Source organism: Stieleria maiorica (assembly GCF_008035925.1).
GTDB classification, from domain to species: Bacteria; Planctomycetota; Planctomycetia; order Pirellulales; family Pirellulaceae; genus Stieleria; species Stieleria maiorica.
Genome location: NZ_CP036264.1, coordinates 9,042,149 through 9,061,286, shown reverse-complemented (window position 1 = coordinate 9,061,286; position 19,138 = coordinate 9,042,149). Strand labels below are relative to the sequence as shown.

Below are 19,138 nucleotides of genomic sequence, written 5' to 3'. Positions count from 1 at the left end.
TTTTCCAACACTCCCTGACGCACGATGGCGGGTCGGTCTCAGTGTGCCGATTCATCCTCGTCCATCAACTGCTGCTGGCAGGTTTCGCGGATCAGGTGCAGTCGGCGTTCGATCGTCCGCTCGGAACAGTTCAATCGCGTGGCGAGTTCGGCGTTGGAGAAGCCTTCCATTTTTCCGACCGCAATCTCCCGCATCTGACCTTCACCGAGATGTGAAAGCAGACGTTGGAGGGATTCGGCCATCATTGCGACCATTTCCGGGGTCGGTTCGTCGCCGATCACGTCGATGATGGCGTCTTCGTCGCCGCGATTTGCCGCCAGCGAACGGGGCTGATTGCCATCGCCCCTGCGTTGCCGCTGTTCGCGTCTTCGTTTATCGATCACTTTTCGCGCCGACATCTTCAGCAACAGCCGCCAGAGGTCGTCACGATCGGACATTTCGGGAAACCGGCCTTGGCCTGCCGCCCGGTAGAAGCTTTCGAACACGCTGACGACGATGTCTTCTTCATCCGACGCGCCGCGGTTTTGTCCGCGCAGGCGGTTACGAACGGCCCGGATCAGGCGGTCGTAGTAGTGATGCCACAATTCGACCGCCGCGACGGAGTTGCCGTCTTTGACTTGGTCGATCCAGCGGGTGACGTCGGTGGGATCAGGCATCGGCGCCGGCCCGGCAGCGAATAGGAAATGTCACCTCGATCACTCGACGCACCACAGTTTTTGATTCGTCCGCAAGTAGATGCTGCCGGCGGCCAGCGCCGGAGTCGCGTTGCTGGAATCGTCCAGCGGGTTCTGTGCGATCGGAACAAACTCGTCCGGTGATAGCCGAAACACGATCGTGTTGCCGGATTGGTCGGTGGCGTAGGCGGTCTGATCAGCGACTGCGATGGAGCCCCAGAACGCGGCTTTGTTGCGTTGTTGCCACTGCGTCTTTCCCGATTTCAGGTCCAGGCATTCGATCAGGTTGGGTCCGGCGCCCAAGCGATAAACAAATCCGTTGCGAATGACGCCGGTGCCGATGGATTGGGGATTGTTTTCGATCCGCCAAACTTGCTGGCCGGTGATGTCGCCTTGGCCTTTCATTTCAAACGCCATCGTCGGGCCTTTGAATCCGGCATTGAACACGCAGAGGTTGCCTTCGATGATCGGCGAACTGTAGGCCAAGTCGCCGCGATCGCTTTTAACGCGAAAGAACCACTCGACATCGCCGGTTTGGACATCGAGGGCCAAGATGCGTTCGTGCATCGCGACGACGACCAACGGACGTCCGTCGCGCTGGATCGGCACGGGCGTTGACCAGGTGCCCATGTATTTCCCTTCGGCGTTCCGCTCGCCGTCCCCGGCGACCGGTTCATCGTGTCGCCACAGCGTTTCCCCCGACTCGACGTCGAATGCCGCGACGAAAACTTGCTTGCCCGGCCCCGAGTTCAAGATCACGCGATCGCCGACGATGATCGGGCTGGAACCATAACCCCACATGTGTCGAAACTCGCCCAAGTCGCGCGACCAAAGTGGGTCGCCGTTCATGTTGTACGCGTGCAAGCCAGCGGTGGCGTGCCAGACGACGACGCGTTTCCCATCACTGGCCGGTGTTCCGCCGGCGTAGGGGTTGGTCTTGTGGGTCGGCATTTCTTCGGCCAGCGTCACGGTCCGAGACCAACGTTGACGGCCGTTGTCGGCGTCGAAACAAAGCAGACTGCGGGCGAGGCCTTTGGGGTCTTCGACGCTGCAGACGAACACGTTCCCGTCGACCACGATCGGGCTGCCGTTGCCGGGTTGGGGCAAGGCGACGGACCAACGCACGTTTTCGGTAGCCGACCACTCGGTCGGATAGTCGCCCGTTGACGCCACACCGTCGACGTTGGTTCCGCGGAACTGCGACCAGTCGCCCGCCGTCGCCTCGCCTCCGCAAATCAAGACCTGGCATAAACAGACGAAGCCGAAAAACGCTGCACTGAAAAATACGACTCTGAAGCGACTCATTGGACGTGGCCCGGTTGGATGCTGGATCAGAAGACGGACGCCGAACGCAGGGCAAAGTTTAGTGGCTGGCCGATCGGAACGCAAAATCGGTGCCCGGTGCTCGCGGAACGTAGTAGAATGACGCCCCTTCACGATTTCCCTCCTGCCATTCCACCCTCGCACTTCATCATGAAATCCTTTCACGCGATGCTGTTTTTCTCCCTGTTGTTACCCGCCTCGGTCGGTTGGTCCGCCGACCCTGCCGAACACGTCGGTGTTGGCGCAAAGCCGATTGACGGTGCGGAGGTCATCATCGATGGCACTCGCCAAATGCTGGACGAAAAGTGGACGTACTGGGAAGGTCCGCGGTTCAGTTCCTCGTTGCCGATCAAATGGAAAATCGTCGATGACCCGGTCGACGAGGGGACCAGTGTGATGACCGATGACCGGGCGGCTGACGGTGGTAAATATGGCACGGCCGACATCGTGACCAAAAAGCCGTACCGGGATTTCCGATTGCACATCGAATTCCTGATCATGAAACCCGGCGGCAACAGCGGCGTGTATCTGCAGAACCGATTCGAGATTCAGGTGCTCGACGGTGACAAATCGAAACACGGCATGGGGGCGGTGATCAATGAAACCGAGTCGCCCTACCACGCCTACAACGGGATCGGAAAATGGAACGCGTACGACATCGTCTTTCGCGCCGCGCGTTTCAAGGACGGCAAGTTGGTGGAGAAACCGATGGTGACGATGTACTTCAACGGCCAGAAGGTGCACGTCAATCAAACGATCAATAAAGTCTGGGGCGGTCCGAATTCTGGGGTCGACGGCGGGAATGACAACGGATTCGGCATCACCGATTCACCGCAAGGATTGAAGCTTCAATGCGAAGGCCATGATGTGCGCTATCGCAATGCTTGGATCAAAGAATTGGTGCTTGATGAAGCGGAGACGGACTTTTGATGGGGTTTTGGAGTGGGGCAGAATGATGGGGGCAGAATGATGGGGGCGTGGCCGGTCCGTCGAATCGCTTTAGTGACTGCCGTTGCTTTGTTGCCCCGACTATCATCTCCCATTGTTTTTCCCCCATCGTTTTGCCAACTCCCTCGACATGCCTTCCATACCCGGGCCGCTCGCTAACGCGTCCCGCTGGCAATTCTGCTCCATCATTCTGCCATCTTCCTCGATACACCGTCCTTACACGGGCCGCTCGCTGACGCGTCCCGCTGGCATTGTTTTTAAATCCCGAGATGTTCCGAATTCGACTCCTTCTGATTGCCGTTTGCGCGGTAGGGCTGGTTGCGACGGATGCAACAGCTGCCGATCCCGTTCGATTGCGCGTGCTCAGCTACAACATTCACCATGGCGAGGGTGTGGACGGAAAGCTGGACGTGGAGCGGATCGCGCGGGTGATCTCGTCCGTCAATCCGGACATCGTCGCGTTGCAAGAAGTCGATCAAAACGTCAGCCGCAGCGGCTCGGTCGACCAACCGCGTGAGCTGGCTCGATTGACGAAGATGGACGTCGTCTTTGGTGCGAACATCGATTTACAGGGTGGACACTACGGGAACGCGGTCCTGTCACGGTTCCCGATTCTTCGCCACCAGAATCGCCTGCTGCCGAACATCGACGATGGCGAGCAACGTGGCGTGATCGAAGCGGAAATTCAGGTGCCGTCGGCGACGACGCCGATTGTGGTGTGGGCGACACACTTTGATCATCGCCGCGACGACCGGGAACGGTTCGCGTCGGCGGCGGCGATCGAGCAGTGGATCGCGGATCGAGGAAAAACGTCCGACGAACAGCCCATGCTGTTGATGGGTGATTTGAACGATGTTGCAGGCAGCCGTACACTGACGCGGTTGGAAACGCACTGGACGCGAGTGAACGACGTCGCACTGCCGACGATTCCCGTCGCAAATCCGACGCGACAAATTGATTTCATCCTCTATCGTCCGCAGAGCCGTTGGCAAGTCATCGAGACGCGGGTTCTGGACGAATCCGTGGCCTCGGATCACCGGGCACTTTTGTCGGTCGTGGAATTGTCCGCTGAGACGGACCGATGAGGCGGAATCGGGGCGGCTTAGAATCGCCGGGTTCGCGCAAATTCGAACGGTCACACTTAAAAAACTTGTTGGGAATCAGGTAAGAAGATTTTGGAGGTAAGAAGATTTTGAAACGCACTCTCCATTCGATGGAACCCATTTTCCTACCTCCAAAATCTTCCTACCGCTCCACTCGACCACGGTGCCCTGTCAAATTGGTGAGAATCGCAGGAGGAATGGCAGAATGACGATCGAACGAATCGGCCGCCGGGCGTGGCTTCGCAACGGCACGCTTGTGTTGGCTGCCGGGACACTTTCCAGCGCGGCGTTGTTTTCCGACGCGCTGTTTGCCGACGATGATCACGCGGAATTGCGAGTCGGATTGGTTACTGACTTGCATTACGCGGACAAGCCGCCCGCAGGCACGCGGCACTATCGCGAAACGCTGGCCAAGCTTGCCGAGGCGGCGGCCGAATTCCGACGCTGCCGGATTGACATGCTGGTCGAACTCGGTGATTTGATCGATGCCGCTGACACGGTGGAAACCGAGCAACGGTATCTGACGACCGTCAACCGAGAGTTCTCGGCGATTTGTGACGACCGGCATTACGTGCTGGGCAACCATTGTGTCGACACGCTCAAGAAAGACGAGTTCCTCGGTGCGGTCGGGCAATCCGAGTCGTATTACTCGTTCGATCGCAACGGATTCCACTTCGTCGTCCTGGACTCCTGCTTTCGTGCCGACGGGCAGCCGTATGGCCGAAAGAACTTTCAGTGGACCGACGCGAACGTGCCCCAAGAGGAATTGGATTGGTTGGCATCGGATCTGGCAGCGACAGACAACCGGACCATCGTGCTGGCGCACCAGCGTTTGGACGTCAGCAACAATCACGGGGTGAAGAACAATGCTGACGTGCGAAGGATTCTGGAAGCGTCGGGAAACGTGCTGGCGGTGTTCCAGGGGCACAGCCACCAGAACGATTTGAATGAGATCGGCGGCATCCACTACTGCACGCTCGTGGCGATGGTCGAAGGGGCTGGAGAAGAAAACAACGGGTACTCCACCATGGAAATTCGACAAGACGGCACGATCCGCGTGAGAGGATTTCGCAACCAGTCCAGCCGAGAGTTTGTGTGACGGTTGTGTCGCGGGCGCAGGTTTTTCGTTGCGCTGGGGATTAATGCCGGCCCAAACCATTGTTTATGGCCGTTGGCCAATGGGTCTCGGTCTTTCCGAGGGACCTTGGGCGTTGCCCAAGGCTAGGGGTGTGAACGGCCCTTGGCCGAATTCACACGAAATCAGTCCGCGATGGATGGTCGACTCACAGCCGCCATTGGGTGGCGAAACACGAGTGACATCAGCCGATTCGCGCAAGCGTTCGGGCCCCAGCAGCGTTCGGACCCCAGCGTCGATGGAGGCCGGCGTCGATGGATGCCCGTAGGCTGGCGCCAAACGGCTGATCCCAAGCGGGTTCCGCGGAATCGAAAACGCCAGAATCTTATGAACCAATACCGGAACGAATCGAACGATTTTTCGCAGCCCAGGCTCCGCCTCTGGTTGCTTGGTGTGTGGCAGGAGCCACAGATGCAGTGCGTTCCCAGGCGGAGCCTGGGAACGAGGCGGTAAACCGCACGACCTGTCCAAGGAGGATTAATGCTGTTGGGTCAGGAAGGCGAGAAGATCGGCGATGTCGGCGGCCGTGAGCGTGTCGAGCAGCCCCTCGGGCATCGGCGATACGTCCGACGGACGGTGCAGTTGGATGTCTTGCTTTGGAATTTCGACGACCTTTGCCGGGTCAAGCGGGTCGGTCGCCAGTCGCAGCGTTGACGATCGGTAGTCTCCTCCGGTGATGATTTGCCCGCTGACGATTTTTCCGTCGGTCGTCACGACTTGAACACTGAGGTACTTTTCGGCGATCACGTCCGATGGTGTGACGATGGACGCAAGGATGTCGCGGGTGCTAAAGCGGGCGGCGACGGAAGACAGGTCGGGGCCGAGTACACCGCCGCGGCCGGCCACACGATGGCACGATGCACACAAGACGTCACGGAACAATGCTTCGCCACGACGTGCATCACCCGGTGTTGCGACGTCGTCGAGCGCGGTGACGAGATCGCTGAGCGTCCATGTTCTCACCTGCGGGCGCAACACCTTCTTCGGAGGCGTTTGGTCCAGCGTCGTTGGCTGAATCAATGCTCCGAGTGTCTCGCGTTCTTCCGCCGACAGGTGCCCGACGGCATGGTCGCGGATTTGTTTCAGCCGGCCGGGCATTCCGGCTCCGGAAAACGCCGTCCGCTCCAATTCGCCCAACGCTTCGAAGAACAACGTTCTGTCGTCCATCGTCCATCCGTGGGGTTGATGGCAGAGCATGTAAAGGGCATTCATCCGTTCCCGCTGGCCGTGAGCCGTGCGCAGCATTTCGGTCAACGGGGTGACGGCACCGGGGACCTCTCGGTCGGCGATCAATCTTGCCAGTTCCTCTCGCACCACGGCTCCGCTGCCCAGCGGAGCGACCGCCGCACCGGTTTCCGACGAGAGCCACCGAAGTAACCGCAGATGCGTCGCATCAATGACTTTTGGATCGAGCGACGCATTTCGAAGCGTCAGGCGATACGCATGCAGCACGGACAGTTTCCCGTATGCGGTGAGTGTCTTGACGTCCATTGCGTCTAACCGCTGCAAAATCACGCGATAATCCGCAAGTCGCCCGGAGCGTGCAAGTGCCAACAATGCTGTCGCGGCGCGCTCGGGCGAAACCTCGGCGATCGCCATATCCCTCCACTGCTCGACCGGTTGGTGTTCGATCGCGACTCGCGCCGTGTTGCGAATCAGGGGGTCAGTGTCATCGAGGTAGATCCACGTCTGTGAGAGAGTTTCGACGGGGCGTTGCTGATGAAGCGAAGCAAGGACTCGGCGTCGTTCACGTGAGGTTTGCGAATAGAGTTGTCGCTCGATTTGCTGCGTCGTCGGCTCCGGGATTTCTGTTTCCCGACCGATATAGCGAATCCGATAAAGCGCTGATCGGGTCTTGCGCCCTCCGGTGATCACGAACATGTCTCCGTCGGCGTCGAATTCCAAGTCGGTCACATTCAGGGGGCGTCCGGCGAGAAAGGTTTGGACGCGACAGGCGTACCCTGCACCACGTGGTGCGAGGTGGCAGGCCAGAATGCGACCATAGGCCCAATCGAGAGCAAAGATCGCCTTTTGGTAGTGCCGTGGGAAAGAACTGTGCCGACCGGACTTGACCGCCGTTGGCGAACCTTTTCCGACGTCGACGGTCGGCAGCGCGTTGTCGCTGTGATCGGGAAAATAGGGCGGCCATTGTCCATTGGTTTTCCGTCGCCATCCGTAATCGCCCCCGGAAAACAGTTGCACGATTCGGGTCGGGCGATACCAGGGCGAACCCATGTCGTATTCGTTGTCCGCATCGTAAGTGAACACTTCCCCGTCATCGTTGAAATCGATTCCGAACGGATTTCTCAATCCCGAAGCGACCAGTTCCCAGCGCGATCCGTCGCGATCGGTGCGGATCAAATGGCCTTCTTCGGAATGCTGTCCTTGGCGGGCGGCACGCAATGGGGAAGTGCGGTCATGGATGTTGTCGATTGCCAGTTCGACCGAATCGCCGTGGATCGAATAGATCAGGCCGTCGGGGCCGAGCGCCAAATCGTTTCGTCCGTGGCCCACCTGACCCGGAAACTCACGCAGCAGTTCCACTTCGTCGAATTGGTCGTCGTTGTCGGTGTCACGCAAGCGATACAGGCCTTTGGAATTGTTCGCGTTGGCGTACAAGCTGTCATAGGCATAGAGCAACCCGCGGCACTCCAGCAGATCATCATTGATCGTTTCGACCTGTCGGACGCGTTTACCGTCCGGCGAAAGCGTCATCCGCAACAGGCCTTTGTTTTCGCGTGCGATCGTGATGCGTCCCTGGGAATCCAGTGCCATGCTGACCCAAGAGCCTTCGTCGGCGGTCGCCGAGCGGATCAAGTCGACTTGAAAACCGGGCTCCGTCACGAAAGTCGCGGGATCGGTTCCCACGTCCGCACCGCTGGCACGTCGCCACTGTTCGTAGTCCTCCAGCGGCGAGATCTTGGCCAAATCCGAAACGTCCCAGTACTCCTGGGCGACGGTGCCCAAGGAGACTGCCGTGCCGTGGTCCGTTTTCCAATCATCCCCGCTGGCAACGGTCACGACCGATCCGTCCGCGTAAATGATCTCAATGCTGAGCGCGACCGCGGCGGGCCCCTCGCCGCTGGTGCAGTGGAGCGAGATGTGGTTGGATCCCGCGACAAGACGGTCGGTCACGTCCCACTGCATCCACGGAGCGAATTCATCCAGTTGAGCCAACGGTCGCTGATTCAAGCGTACCGTACATCGCGTGAAGTCCGCGGCCAGATGCATCGTTGCACGAGCGACGGCGGAGCGAACGTGAAAGGGGTGGGATAAGGTGACGACCTGGCCGGGCGCGCGGTCCCGGGTGCCCCAAATCCAGGCGGGCGAAGACGTTTGGGCTGCGACCGCTAGCCCCGCGTGGCAACAGAATGTCACGACCAGGAAAACAGTTGCGATTCGGATCAGATTCATCATCGGAACGCCTCGGTAAATTGGGACGGCTCCACAGCATACGCGAAACGACCGTAGTGCGAGGGCCCGATGGGCGTGCGAAGTCGGCTCGCGAAGACACGAGATGGGTTGTCGGAGTTTGAGTATGATGGGCGTCGCGCTGGTGTACCGACTTAAGCCGCTCGGGCTGTTTTGGGTACGACGGCCCTTCCGGGCGGTCGCGTGTCGCTGCGAAGCAGCGAGAGGAGTCGCCTAAAGGCTAAACACCAACGTGCGCTGGTGTAGGTCCGACGGCCCTTCCGGGCGGTCGCGTGTCGCTGCGGAGCAGCGAGGGGGAGTCGCCTAAAGGCTAAACACCAACGTGCGATGTACCCAAAACTTGTGACTTTTACCTTTCCACGATTGAAACCGAATTGATGATGCGATTGTTTTTGTTGATCACCTCTTGCTTGCTTGTTGGACCATCGATTGCTCCAAAGCTTGGCGCGCAAGAGTCGGCGCCGCAGGGAGCCGAGAGCTCCGAAGACTTGCTGGCACCTTACCGTGAAGCGGCGGAGAAACGTTGGGCCAAAGACATCGCCGCGTTTGACGAGTTGAACAACACCCAGGCGGACACGGCTGACGCGGTCCTGTTCATCGGCAGCAGCAGCATCCGGCGATGGGCGACGATGGCGGTCGACATGGCGCCGTACCAAACCATCCGTCGCGGCTATGGCGGGGCCAAGTTCACCGACATGGCGGTTTTCGTCGATCGCTTGGTGACGCCTCATCGGTATCGCGCGATCGTGATGTTCGTCGGCAACGGTGTGGTCGGAAAAGAAGACGATCACACGCCCGACCAGATCGAGGCACTCGCGCGGCACATCGTCGCGGTGTCGCAGCAACATCAGCCCGACGCGCCGTTTTTCTTGATCGAAATCACTCCGTGTGAAAGTCGTTTCGACGCCTGGTCCAAAATCCGAGCGGTCAATGCCCGGCTTCGTGAAATCGCGCTCTCGACACCCAACACCTACTTCATTCCCACCGCCAGCCATTACTTGAAAGCCGACGGCACGCCGCGGGCAGAGTTCTTCGTCGAAGACCGACTGCACCTTAACGAAGCCGGCTACGATCTGTGGTCGACATTGATTCGGCGACGATTGGATGATGTGTTGCGTGCGGTCGCTGCGGAGCAGCGGGGGGAGTCGCCTAAAGGCTAGACACCAACGTGCGCTGGGAATCGCTTGATTAGCGGACGAAGCGTTTGCGCCAGGCGGCGGGGGTCATGCCGGTGACTTCGCGGAATCGGCGGGTGAGGTGGCTTTGGTCGGTGAACCCGACGTCGACGGCGATCTCGCCGAGTGTTCGCGCGGTGGTCGACAGCAAGTGTTGGGCGGCCTGGACGCGGACCGAACGTAGGTACTCGGTGGGCGTGACGCGCAGCAGTTGGCGAAACCGGCGGTTGAAGTGCGTCGAGGAGAGTCCCGCCAGTTCAGCCATCTCGCTCATCGAGATCGGTTCGGCATAGTGTCGCTCGATGTAGCGTGCGACCGGAAGCAACTCCTGCAGGTACCGGGTCAATTCGTCTTGTTGCTCGATGCGGTACATCGCTCCGGCGATGCCGATCACATCGCCGGAGGAATTGAACAGCGGTGCCTTGGTGGAAACGTACCAACGCGGCACGCTGCGGCGGTGCAGGACCAGCCACACCTGTCCCGGCACCGGTTTGCGGCCGGCCATCACCCGGCGGTCCTCGCTGATGTACGCCTCGGCCATCAGCGGCGGGTGAAAGTCGTGGTCGGTTTTGCCGAGCGCCTCGCGTTCATGATTCAGGCCGTGGTTTTCCAGGAATTGCCGGTTCACGCGGACGAATCGGCTGGCCGTGTCCTTGGCATAAAAATACGTCTGCGGCAACGAATCGAACAACGCCATGACCGACTCCGCCATCGGGTAGCGGGCAAAAAAGTCGGCTTGAAAGTCATGCGCAGATTCGTCGCTCATGGTCAAAACATACCAAAACGCGACTGAGCCGTCCAAGACGATGATGGTGGCGGAGGGTAAAATCCGGGGCTTGGCGTGAGCGGTCGCGGCAAGCTGCAAGAGAATTCCGACAGAAGATTGAAAGCACAACGGAAGGATGCGTTCGAGCAAAATCGAAATGAAGCAAGTTAGCGGTCCAGGATGGAAGGCGCCCCGTTGCACACCAAAGATCGTGGATCGGCGGTCAAACGTAGCCACCTTCGCCAGATGGTGGGGCTCGCGTACTGCCCGCGCTCTGGTGAACGTCGCCACTTCGAATCGGCATCGTCCTGCTCGCACGGCCCTGATTGGCGTTTGGGTACTGGCGTCGATACCGGTGTTGACCCAGGCAAGCGTGACCCACGCCGATGACGTCTCGTTCTCGCGCGACGTCTTGCCGGTCCTGTCCGACCGATGTTTTCACTGTCACGGCCCCGACGAAAGTAATCGCGAAGCGGACCTTCGTTTGGATGTCGAAGAACACGCCAAGGAGGATCGCGGTGGCTATGCCGCAATCGTTCCGGGGAATCTGGAGGACAGCGAACTCTGGCGGCGGATCATGACGGATGATGAGTATGAAGTGATGCCGCCGACGGATTCACACCGCAAGCCGCTGACCGAATCGGAGCGAGCGGCGATTCGCGAGTGGGTTCTGTCCGGTGCGACGTGGGGCAAGCATTGGTCTCTGGAGGTACCGACACGGCCCGAACCGCCAGCGGCCGACCGGCATCCGATCGATGCATTTATCGAGTCACGTCTTGCCGGCGAAGGTTTCTCACTGAGTGGTCGAGCCGCACCGCACACCCAACTAAAACGGCTGACGTTGGATCTGACGGGCCTGTCACCGACTCCGCAAGACGTCGCGGATTTCGACGGTTCGGACCAGGCATGGAATGATGCCATCGACCGCTTGCTGCAATCACCCCGCTATGCCGAGCGGATGGCGATGTGGTGGTTGGACGCGGCACGCTACTCGGACTCCGACGGGTTTCAGCAGGACGCGACGCGTCAAAACTGGCCGTGGCGTGATTGGGTGATCCGCCAGTTTCGCGACAACAAGTCCTTTCGAGACTTTACGATCGAACAGTTTGCCGGAGACCTGCTTCCCGATGCGACCGAGGAACAGATCCTGGCGACTTGCTTTCACCGCAATCACATGACCAACGGGGAAGGCGGTCGCGACCCGGAAGAATCCCGGATCGACTATGTGATTGATCGCGTGAACACCACCGGCACCGTTTGGTTGGGACTGACACTCGGTTGCGTGCAATGTCATTCACACAAGTTTGACCCGATCTCGCACCAAGACTACTACTCGCTGTCCGCATTCTTCAACAGCATCGACGAAGACGGCAACGCGGGGATGAAAGCCAAGCCGTACCTCGATTACACCTCGCCGCACGTCAGTGACCGCATCGATGAAATGGCATCTTTCGTCCAGCAATGCGAGGCGGAACACGAACGGGCGCATCAATCGGCCGAGCAGCGGTTCGACGACTGGTTACGAGACAAAGTCGAATCGAAATCGGCCGATCATCGAGTTTGGTGGACCCCCACGCCCAGCGCGAGCAGCAGCGAGGGAACGATGTTTCGCGTCGAAGCCGATCAAACCGTCCAGACGCATGGTCCGAATCCGACGCAGGATGACTATCGAGTCGCTTTGGAGGTCCCGGCGCCGATGGAACAAGTGTCCGGGTTCCGCATCGAAGTGTTGCCGGATGATTCTCATGTCGAGAAACGATTCACGCGTGACGGCAACGGAGAATTCGCACTCACCAGCGTCCTGGCGATGGTCCGCCGACAGGGAAGCCCTTCGGAGATTCCGTTGGAGCTGCGTTCGGTTGTCGCTGACGTGGAGGCTGACGAGAAGCGCGACACGAATTGGGATCAGCGTTACGCCAAGGTCGGCAAGACGTTGAACGACGACGCCCGCGACGGTTGGACGACCGAGGGTGTCGAGAAGATCGAGCCGCATGTCGCGGTTTATCAATTGGACAAACCGTGGCAGGTACGCCCCGGCGATCAGTTTGTGATCCTGTTGCGTCAACGTTCGACGCACGGCCGAGCGAACATCGGACGATTCAAGATCGCGTTGGCCGCCGAGCGTGGCGAAACGGTCCGGCGAGTCGATGGCGATTCGCCCATCGCAGAGTTGGTTCGTACTTTGAACGATGGCGGTGAAGTCGGCGAAGCACTCCGCAAACGATTGCTCGCACAGTACCTGTTAGGCGATGCGGACTACCAAGCGGTGGCAAAGAAACGCGACTCGGCCAAGAAGCAGCTCGCGGACTTGAAGAACCAAGCCAAGCCGCGCAAGGTGATGGTGTTGGCCGAAAGGGAGAAACCTCGCGAAACACACATCCTGGTTCGAGGAGTCTGGGACGCCAAAGGGGAAACGGTACAGCGAGCGGTGCTGCCGAGTGTATTGGACTGGCCGGCAAACCAAGCAACGTCACGCCTGGATCTGGCCCACTGGATCGTCGATCCGGAAAACCCGCTCACCGCTCGCGTCGCGGTAAATCATCTTTGGCAGATCATGTTCGGCCAGGGGCTGGTGCGAACGCCCGGCGATTTCGGGTTGCAGGGGGAGCTGCCGACGCATCCGCGGTTGCTGGACTGGTTGGCGGTCGAGTTGATCGAAAGTGACTGGGATTTGCAACACATCCTCCGGCTGATCGCGACCAGTGAATCGTATCGCCAAAGCAGCGTGGCGTCAGCGGAGTTGTTGGCCAGCGATCCGGACAATCGCCTGCTGGCACGCGCACCGCGATTCCGATTGCCGGCATGGATGATCCGTGACAACGCATTGCACGTTTCCGGGCTTTTGTCCACCGCCGTCGGCGGGCCGCCGGTACGGCCTTACCAACCCGAAGGCGTCTGGGCCGAGATCACGATGGGACGCTTTGATTATCAACCCAGCGTCGGTCCGGCACAGTATCGAAGAACGGTGTATGCGTTTTGGCGTCGCAGCAGCGCCCCGACGTTCTTGTTCGACAGCGCCCAACGCCGCGTTTGCGAGGTCGGCGTGCGTCGCACCAACACGCCGCTTCACGCGCTGACCTTGTTGAACGACATCAGCATGCTGGAAGCGTCGCGGGCACTTGCCGATGCGGTCGCCGGAGGCAAGGGCCAGGCCGGGGACACTGACCAGACAGGAGAAGCGGTCGATGACCGAATGAAGGATCTGGCCATGCGAGTGCTGTCGCGCGAGCTGAGCGAAGAGGAACTGGGGGAATTGAAAGCGGTGTTGGATTCGGTGACAGAGATTTACGACGGAGATCCGGAGATGGCGGTCGAGTATTGCACCGTCGGCCAACAGCCGCCGCCGCGAACGGAATTCGCTCCGCAGACTGCCGCCTGGATGACCGTTGCCAGTTTACTTTTGAATCTTGACGAGGCGATGACCCGTGAGTGAGATCGATTCCAAACTTGGACGCCGCGCGTTCTTGAATCAGGCCGGATTGAACTTCGGCGCCCTGGCCGCCGCGGCGATGTTGGGCGATGAGTTGGCCGCGTCGCAAATCGAGCGCGCGTTGCCGCACTTCGCGCCGAAGGCCAAGCGAGTGATTTTTCTGACGCAATCCGGCGGGCCGTCGCAAATCGAATTGTTCGATTACAAGCCCGAATTGCACAAACTGGCCGGGACCGAGCTTCCCGACAGCGTCCGCCAGGGGCAGCGGCTGACCGGCATGACGAAGCATCAGAAACAATTGATCCTGCCGCCGATCACTCGTTTTGACGCCCACGGCCAGTGCGGGGCTTTGATCGGCGAGTGGCTGCCACACCTCGGTTCGATCGCCGACGACGTGTGCTTCGTCAAGTCGATGGTCACCGACCAGATCAATCATGCCCCGGCGATGACGAAGTTTCTGACCGGCCATCAGTTGCCGGGGCGGCCGAGTTTCGGATGCTGGGCCAGTTATGGGCTGGGCAGCATGAACAAGAATCTGCCCGATTACGTCGTGCTGATTTCGCGAATGAAACGGGGCAGTGACCAACCGCTGTACGACCACTACTGGGGCAGCGGATTCTTGCCGTCCAAACACCAGGGTGTCAAGCTGCGCAGTGCCAAAGACCCGGTCCTGTATTTGAATGATCCCGACGGATTTCCGCGAGAGCTTCGCCGCGACATGCTCGATTCACTCGCATCGCTGAATCGCCGGCACCACGAACAAACGTTGGACCCCGAGATCGAAACGCGGATCGATCAATACGAAATGGCGTTCCGGATGCAATCGAGTATTCCGGAATTGACCGATCTGAGCGACGAGTCCGAGTCGACGTTCCAGATGTACGGCCCCGATTCGCGACGCCCGGGAAGCTATGCCGCGAACTGCATTTTGGCGCGACGGTTGGCCGAGCGTGGCGTGCGGTTCATTCAATTGTTTCATCCCGACTGGGACCATCATTCGCGACTCAGTTCGTGGTGCGTTTCGCGGTGCATCGACACGGACCAGCCCAGCGCGGCGCTGGTCACGGATTTGAAACGTCGTGGGATGCTCGATGACACGCTGGTGATCTGGGGCGGCGAATTCGGCCGCGGCGTCGCCGGGCAGGGCAAATGGGACTCACCGCTGGCCGGCCGCGATCACCACCCGCGTTGTTTTACGGTTTGGATGGCCGGTGCGGGCGTCAAGCCGGGGTTCAGTTATGGAGCGACCGACGACTTCAGTTACAACGTGGTGGAAAACCCCGTTCATGTCCGCGACTTGCACGCCACCGCGCTTCATTTGCTCGGCATCGACCACAACCGCTTCACCCACCGCCACCAGGGTCTTGATTTCAAGTTGACCGGCGTGGAAGAGTCGGATGTCGTCGATGGGATTCTCGCGTAGCTTGTGAGAAGGTCGCCTCAACGGACGCTGCTGCATAGGACGATCGCATTTCTGAGTACGACGGCCCTCCGGGCGGTTCGGGGGGCGCTGCGAAGCAGCGAGGGGGAGTCGCCTAAAGGCTAAACACCAACGTGCGCCGCGGGGGTTTGGGTTCATCGTTCGCGGCGGCGGGCGGCTCGGTCGGCGTGGTCTTTCATCGCCGCTCCGGCGGCGAGTGCCATCGCGCCGATCAGGACTTGGGACATCGGGTGCGAGGCGACGTTGCCGAGTTGTTTGCCGATCGTCGGTCCCCAACGCTGGGCGCCGCGGAGTCGATCCCAGGCGTCGTCGATGTCGCGTTCGTTCTTGGCCCGATGCAACAGGTCCAGGATGTCGACGTCGGGTTCGAAGTGGCTGCGTGCGGCGTCGAATTTGGCCGCGCGGAACCGCTGCATCAATCGTCCGAGCGCTTCGATGCAGCGCTGCATGTCGCGGATGTCGTCGTGATGGCGTCGGGTATCGCCGTCCAACTCATCGAGTTGCTGGTCGACCCCCTGGATCCGGGCGACGATTTGGTCGTCGGTCAGCGAAGGGGTTCGGCGGGCGTTGGATTCCAGGTCCCGTGTGTCGATCTCGGCAAGCCGCTGGCGAATCGCGGACACGGCCTCGCGGTAGTATTCGCCGCGGGTGTCTTCCAAATCCGTCAGCTCGCGCTCCAGCGTATCGGTTTCATTGCGGATCTCGTCCAGTTCGACGAGCTGGCTTTCACGTCGCTTTCCCAACTGTTCGGCTTTCGCCACCGCGGCGGCCAGCCCGAGTCGCTTGACGACCAGATCGCGTCGCTTTTCCAGTTCATCCATCACCGTGTTCAGTGCCGCACGGTCGTCGGCGATGATCTTGCGCATCTGGTCGGGCGTTTCGGCCAGGAACTGATAGCTTTGGCTGGCCTTGTGGTAATCGATGTACTTGGCCAGCCAGCGATCTATGCGGCGTGTGAAGCCGCGTTTGCCGTACCGATCGGTGCCGTAGTTCCGGTCACGCAGGTAGGTGAACAGCGCGCTGTTTTCATAGCCCGGCAGTTTCCGCGCGGCGTCCTGTTCGATTTCGTTCAGATTGGCTTCGGCCCGCTCCAACGCCGCTTCGGCCATGGCGGCGCGTTGGGACAGCGACACAAACGTTTCGTCGGCGGCCAATTCGGATGCGACCTTCGCTGCAAGTTCGTCCTGTCTCGATTTCGCTTCGTCGAAGTCGGCGTTGATTTCCAGTAGGCGATCTTCTTGGAGCGTGCGGCGTTGGTTCGCGTCGGCCAGGGCGCCGGAGACGCGGCGGCGGTGGTCTTCTTTTCGCATCAAGACTTGTCGGACGCGATCGCGGACTTCGCCCCAAGAGGATTCGATCGCGTCGCGCGTCAGTTCGGGCAGGTAATACTCCGCCAGACTGACCAGGGCATCGCTGCGATCGTCGCCCAACTGGTCGCGTTGTGAATCGATCGACGAGATTCTCGACCGCATCTCGTCCAGACGCTGTTGGACATCTTTGTAGCCGTCCATCAGCAAACGGTGCATCGCCGGACCGGAAATCGTCATGGTGGACACCATCCTGGGCTAACCGAAGAAATACCAAAGTCCGCCGGTGATTCCCGCGACACCGGCCAACGACCAAATGATTCTGTTTCGCCAAACCCAGCAATGTGCGAGAAAGCGCTTCAGTCCCGGTTCCGGATCCTGGTACGTGTGCAGGGTTTCCATGTACTGGCCGATCGCGGCATCGATTTCTGCCTCGGTCACGTTGTCGCCGGACAGCCGCGCCGTCCGCATCAGTTTTTCGCGCAGGGCGACGCGGAGATCGTCGCGGCGAAACATCTCTTCGGCCTGCTCGCGTTGATCCCGCATCTCTCGGGCGACGTCCATCACCCGCAGCGTTTCCTGCAGCGAAAGAGAATGGCCGGGCGACGGGACGGGTGATAGGGCGGGCGGTTGTTTTGCTTGTGCTTGGCTCATCGCGGTGGAGATGGGAAAATGGGGCGCGGGCACGTTGCCCGAGGATACAACATACCGTCTCGATTGCGTCGGGGGCATCGGTGCGCTAACTTGGTAGGCGCGTCGACGCTCGTCGTCCCTGTTTCGTCCGCAAAACCCATCCGCCGAAGACACAAGAAACATGTCCCAGCAAGCTCAAGCGAGTGCATCGCAATCCCAGTCTCAGCCGCGTGACACGAGCAAGATGCGGAAGTACCTCAATGACGCGGTCCAGGTGCTGAAGGATTTCGGGGTCGACAGCAAGAGCGGTGCCCCGCAAGAGTTGATCTCGCTGCTGGAGGGGGTCAAGCATCTCGACGAAGGGAAGGTGCTGGCGATCGCCGACGTGATTCAGCACATGGGGGCGTTCAACGCGTTGGTGCGTGAGAATGTCGAGAGCATCGCGGTCGGCAACCGCTACCTGGCGATCTCGCAGGAATTCGACTCGATCCGCGACGACAGCAAACGCTTGATCGCCCAGTTGGATGACGGACGCATCAGCGGCACGGAAAAACTGTCCAACTGGTGGATGAAAATCCGCCGGGGAACACCGAACGATCGATTCGAAAAAATCGTCGAAATCTACGCCGACGTCGCCAAGGACACCAAGGAGGCACTCAAGAGCGAAGACCGGATCATGGAGGCGTACATCGATTTTCGATTCGCGCTCAAGGAAGCCGAGGTGCTGGCCCGAGAGCTGCTGGATGCCCACGCACCCAGATTGGAAGCGGCCCAAAAGGCACTGTCCGAAGCCCAGGCGGCGTTGGACGGCTACACCGGCACCGACGAAAGTGGGAAAAGCCAACTGGAGCTGGCACGCGATGAGTCACGCCAGCATTATGAAGACGAGGACGAGACGTACCAGTTGCTCAAGGACATCGCCGAAAACCTGGAGATCGGGTACGACGTCGGGGAGACGTTGATCACCAAGCTGAAGCAGACGCACGACGTCAAAGAACGTGTGTACCGTCGCGCGGTGACATTTTTCACCACTAACGAGCACGTCTTCACCATCCTGGGAACGGTCTACCAAAGCCAGCACGGCTTGCATGAAGTCACCCAGGCGACCGAGGCGATGAAGGACGGCGTCAACAAAGGCCTGGAAGACGTCGCCAGTTTGGGCCGGGAACTCGAACGAGCGGCGCTGAAGGCCGGCTACGGAAGCACGATCAATCCCGAGTCGGTGCAGAAACTGGTCGACGCGATCAGCGATTTCCAAATCGAGTCGCTGGAGATGATCGCCGAACTGAGAAAGGAGAGTGAAGAGAGCACGCGGGCGATTCGCAAGAGCGTCGAAGCGGGGAAGAAAAAGTACCAGGAAACACTGGCCCGCCACGCACGCGAACAGATCAACCGCTAAAGCGATGCCACTTGATCCGCTGAACCTGGCCCCCCTGACGGATGCCCAAAGCCGTTTCAGGCGAGAGTTCAACGATTTCGCCCGCTTGTGGCAGGAGACGAAAGAGGATTGGCGCGACGACCGTGCCGCGGAATTCGAGCGTGAGTACCTGGCGCCGCTGGGGCCCAGTCTGTCGCGATTTGCGTCCTGTTTGGCCGAATTTACCGAGACGCTACGGAAATCGCAGGCCGCGATCAACGAGACCGATCAGCGTTCCGGCGAGCTATACTAGGGTGAAAACGGGATCAGGAACAAATGGCACGGGCATCAATGTTGTGCAGGCTTTAGCCCAATACCGCTGAGTTAAGGCCGCTCGCGCTGGCGCGAACCGGC

General features: G+C 59.9%; 14 protein-coding genes. 8 read left to right on the top strand and 6 right to left on the bottom strand.

All coding sequences use genetic code 11. The features are described from left to right. Positions 1 to 38: 38 nt before the first annotated feature. Positions 39 to 656, bottom strand: a complete 618-nt coding sequence (locus tag Mal15_RS30705) for a sigma-70 family RNA polymerase sigma factor (RefSeq protein WP_147871252.1) — start codon at positions 654 to 656, stop codon at positions 39 to 41. Positions 657 to 695: 39 nt separating this feature from the next. Next, positions 696 to 1,979 (bottom strand): outer membrane protein assembly factor BamB family protein, encoded by a 1,284-nt coding sequence (locus Mal15_RS30700; protein ID WP_147871251.1) that lies wholly within the window; start codon positions 1,977 to 1,979, stop codon positions 696 to 698. Positions 1,980 to 2,147: 168 nt separating this feature from the next. Between Mal15_RS30700 and Mal15_RS30695 the strand changes: the two genes are divergently transcribed. From Mal15_RS30695 to Mal15_RS30685, 3 genes are all read left to right on the top strand, one after another. Beyond that, positions 2,148 to 2,927 (top strand): 3-keto-disaccharide hydrolase, encoded by a 780-nt coding sequence (locus tag Mal15_RS30695; protein ID WP_167547154.1) that lies wholly within the window; start codon positions 2,148 to 2,150, stop codon positions 2,925 to 2,927. 287 nt (positions 2,928 to 3,214) lie between these two features. Next, positions 3,215 to 4,030, top strand: a complete 816-nt coding sequence (locus Mal15_RS30690; RefSeq protein ID WP_147871249.1) for an endonuclease/exonuclease/phosphatase family protein — start codon at positions 3,215 to 3,217, stop codon at positions 4,028 to 4,030. Positions 4,031 to 4,253: 223 nt separating this feature from the next. After that, positions 4,254 to 5,147 (top strand): metallophosphoesterase family protein, encoded by an 894-nt coding sequence (locus Mal15_RS30685; RefSeq protein ID WP_147871248.1) that lies wholly within the window; start codon positions 4,254 to 4,256, stop codon positions 5,145 to 5,147. Positions 5,148 to 5,660: 513 nt separating this feature from the next. Here Mal15_RS30685 and Mal15_RS30680 read toward each other — a convergent pair. Next, complete coding sequence (locus tag Mal15_RS30680; protein ID WP_147871247.1) at positions 5,661 to 8,600, bottom strand: c-type cytochrome; 2,940 nt, start codon at positions 8,598 to 8,600, stop codon at positions 5,661 to 5,663. Between the two features lie 392 nt (positions 8,601 to 8,992). Between Mal15_RS30680 and Mal15_RS30675 the strand changes: the two genes are divergently transcribed. Then, positions 8,993 to 9,775, top strand: a complete 783-nt coding sequence (locus Mal15_RS30675) for a GDSL-type esterase/lipase family protein (protein ID WP_147871246.1) — start codon at positions 8,993 to 8,995, stop codon at positions 9,773 to 9,775. Between the two features lie 28 nt (positions 9,776 to 9,803). Here the strand turns inward: Mal15_RS30675 and Mal15_RS30670 are convergent, their stop codons facing one another. After that, complete coding sequence (locus Mal15_RS30670) at positions 9,804 to 10,556, bottom strand: AraC family transcriptional regulator (RefSeq protein WP_147871245.1); 753 nt, start codon at positions 10,554 to 10,556, stop codon at positions 9,804 to 9,806. Positions 10,557 to 10,914: 358 nt separating this feature from the next. On the opposite strand from Mal15_RS30670, the gene Mal15_RS30665 reads away from it, so the two are divergent. Together Mal15_RS30665 and Mal15_RS30660 are read left to right on the top strand one after the other, a co-directional pair. After that, entirely contained in the window at positions 10,915 to 13,989 is a 3,075-nt protein-coding gene (locus Mal15_RS30665) for a PSD1 and planctomycete cytochrome C domain-containing protein (protein WP_233903128.1), read from the top strand. Further along, positions 13,982 to 15,409: a DUF1501 domain-containing protein gene (locus tag Mal15_RS30660; RefSeq protein ID WP_147871243.1), complete on the top strand. Its 1,428-nt coding sequence runs from the start codon at positions 13,982 to 13,984 to the stop codon at positions 15,407 to 15,409. Before Mal15_RS30665 ends, Mal15_RS30660 begins: the two co-directional genes overlap by 8 nt. A gap of 152 nt (positions 15,410 to 15,561) precedes the next feature. Here the strand turns inward: Mal15_RS30660 and Mal15_RS30655 are convergent, their stop codons facing one another. Together Mal15_RS30655 and Mal15_RS30650 are read right to left on the bottom strand one after the other, a co-directional pair. Next, positions 15,562 to 16,974: a coiled-coil domain-containing protein gene (locus Mal15_RS30655; protein WP_233903127.1), complete on the bottom strand. Its 1,413-nt coding sequence runs from the start codon at positions 16,972 to 16,974 to the stop codon at positions 15,562 to 15,564. A gap of 18 nt (positions 16,975 to 16,992) precedes the next feature. Beyond that, on the bottom strand, positions 16,993 to 17,388 hold the full coding sequence (locus Mal15_RS30650) for a DUF6384 family protein (protein WP_147871241.1): 396 nt from the start codon (positions 17,386 to 17,388) through the stop codon (positions 16,993 to 16,995). A 160-nt stretch (positions 17,389 to 17,548) separates the two neighbouring features. On the opposite strand from Mal15_RS30650, the gene Mal15_RS30645 reads away from it, so the two are divergent. Both Mal15_RS30645 and Mal15_RS30640 read left to right on the top strand, forming a co-directional pair. Next, positions 17,549 to 18,766 (top strand): cell surface protein, encoded by a 1,218-nt coding sequence (locus Mal15_RS30645; RefSeq protein ID WP_147871240.1) that lies wholly within the window; start codon positions 17,549 to 17,551, stop codon positions 18,764 to 18,766. A gap of 4 nt (positions 18,767 to 18,770) precedes the next feature. Beyond that, positions 18,771 to 19,037 (top strand): hypothetical protein, encoded by a 267-nt coding sequence (locus Mal15_RS30640; protein ID WP_147871239.1) that lies wholly within the window; start codon positions 18,771 to 18,773, stop codon positions 19,035 to 19,037. The last annotated feature ends 101 nt before the right edge of the window (positions 19,038 to 19,138 follow it).

What these genes read in the sequence shown, in the direction of transcription:
- Mal15_RS30700 (WP_147871251.1), bottom strand. Translation starts at nt 1,979, where the DNA reads ATGAGTCGCTTCAGAGTCGTATTTTTCAGTGCAGCGTTTTTCGGCTTC.
- Mal15_RS30640 (WP_147871239.1), top strand. Translation starts at nt 18,771, where the DNA reads ATGCCACTTGATCCGCTGAACCTGGCCCCCCTGACGGATGCCCAAAGC.
- Mal15_RS30655 (WP_233903127.1), bottom strand. Translation starts at nt 16,974, where the DNA reads ATGACGATTTCCGGTCCGGCGATGCACCGTTTGCTGATGGACGGCTAC.
- Mal15_RS30680 (WP_147871247.1), bottom strand. Translation starts at nt 8,600, where the DNA reads ATGATGAATCTGATCCGAATCGCAACTGTTTTCCTGGTCGTGACATTC.
- Mal15_RS30675 (WP_147871246.1), top strand. Translation starts at nt 8,993, where the DNA reads ATGATGCGATTGTTTTTGTTGATCACCTCTTGCTTGCTTGTTGGACCA.
- Mal15_RS30690 (WP_147871249.1), top strand. Translation starts at nt 3,215, where the DNA reads ATGTTCCGAATTCGACTCCTTCTGATTGCCGTTTGCGCGGTAGGGCTG.
- Mal15_RS30650 (WP_147871241.1), bottom strand. Translation starts at nt 17,388, where the DNA reads ATGAGCCAAGCACAAGCAAAACAACCGCCCGCCCTATCACCCGTCCCG.
- Mal15_RS30670 (WP_147871245.1), bottom strand. Translation starts at nt 10,556, where the DNA reads ATGAGCGACGAATCTGCGCATGACTTTCAAGCCGACTTTTTTGCCCGC.
- Mal15_RS30685 (WP_147871248.1), top strand. Translation starts at nt 4,254, where the DNA reads ATGACGATCGAACGAATCGGCCGCCGGGCGTGGCTTCGCAACGGCACG.
- Mal15_RS30705 (WP_147871252.1), bottom strand. Translation starts at nt 656, where the DNA reads ATGCCTGATCCCACCGACGTCACCCGCTGGATCGACCAAGTCAAAGAC.
- Mal15_RS30695 (WP_167547154.1), top strand. Translation starts at nt 2,148, where the DNA reads ATGAAATCCTTTCACGCGATGCTGTTTTTCTCCCTGTTGTTACCCGCC.
- Mal15_RS30645 (WP_147871240.1), top strand. Translation starts at nt 17,549, where the DNA reads ATGTCCCAGCAAGCTCAAGCGAGTGCATCGCAATCCCAGTCTCAGCCG.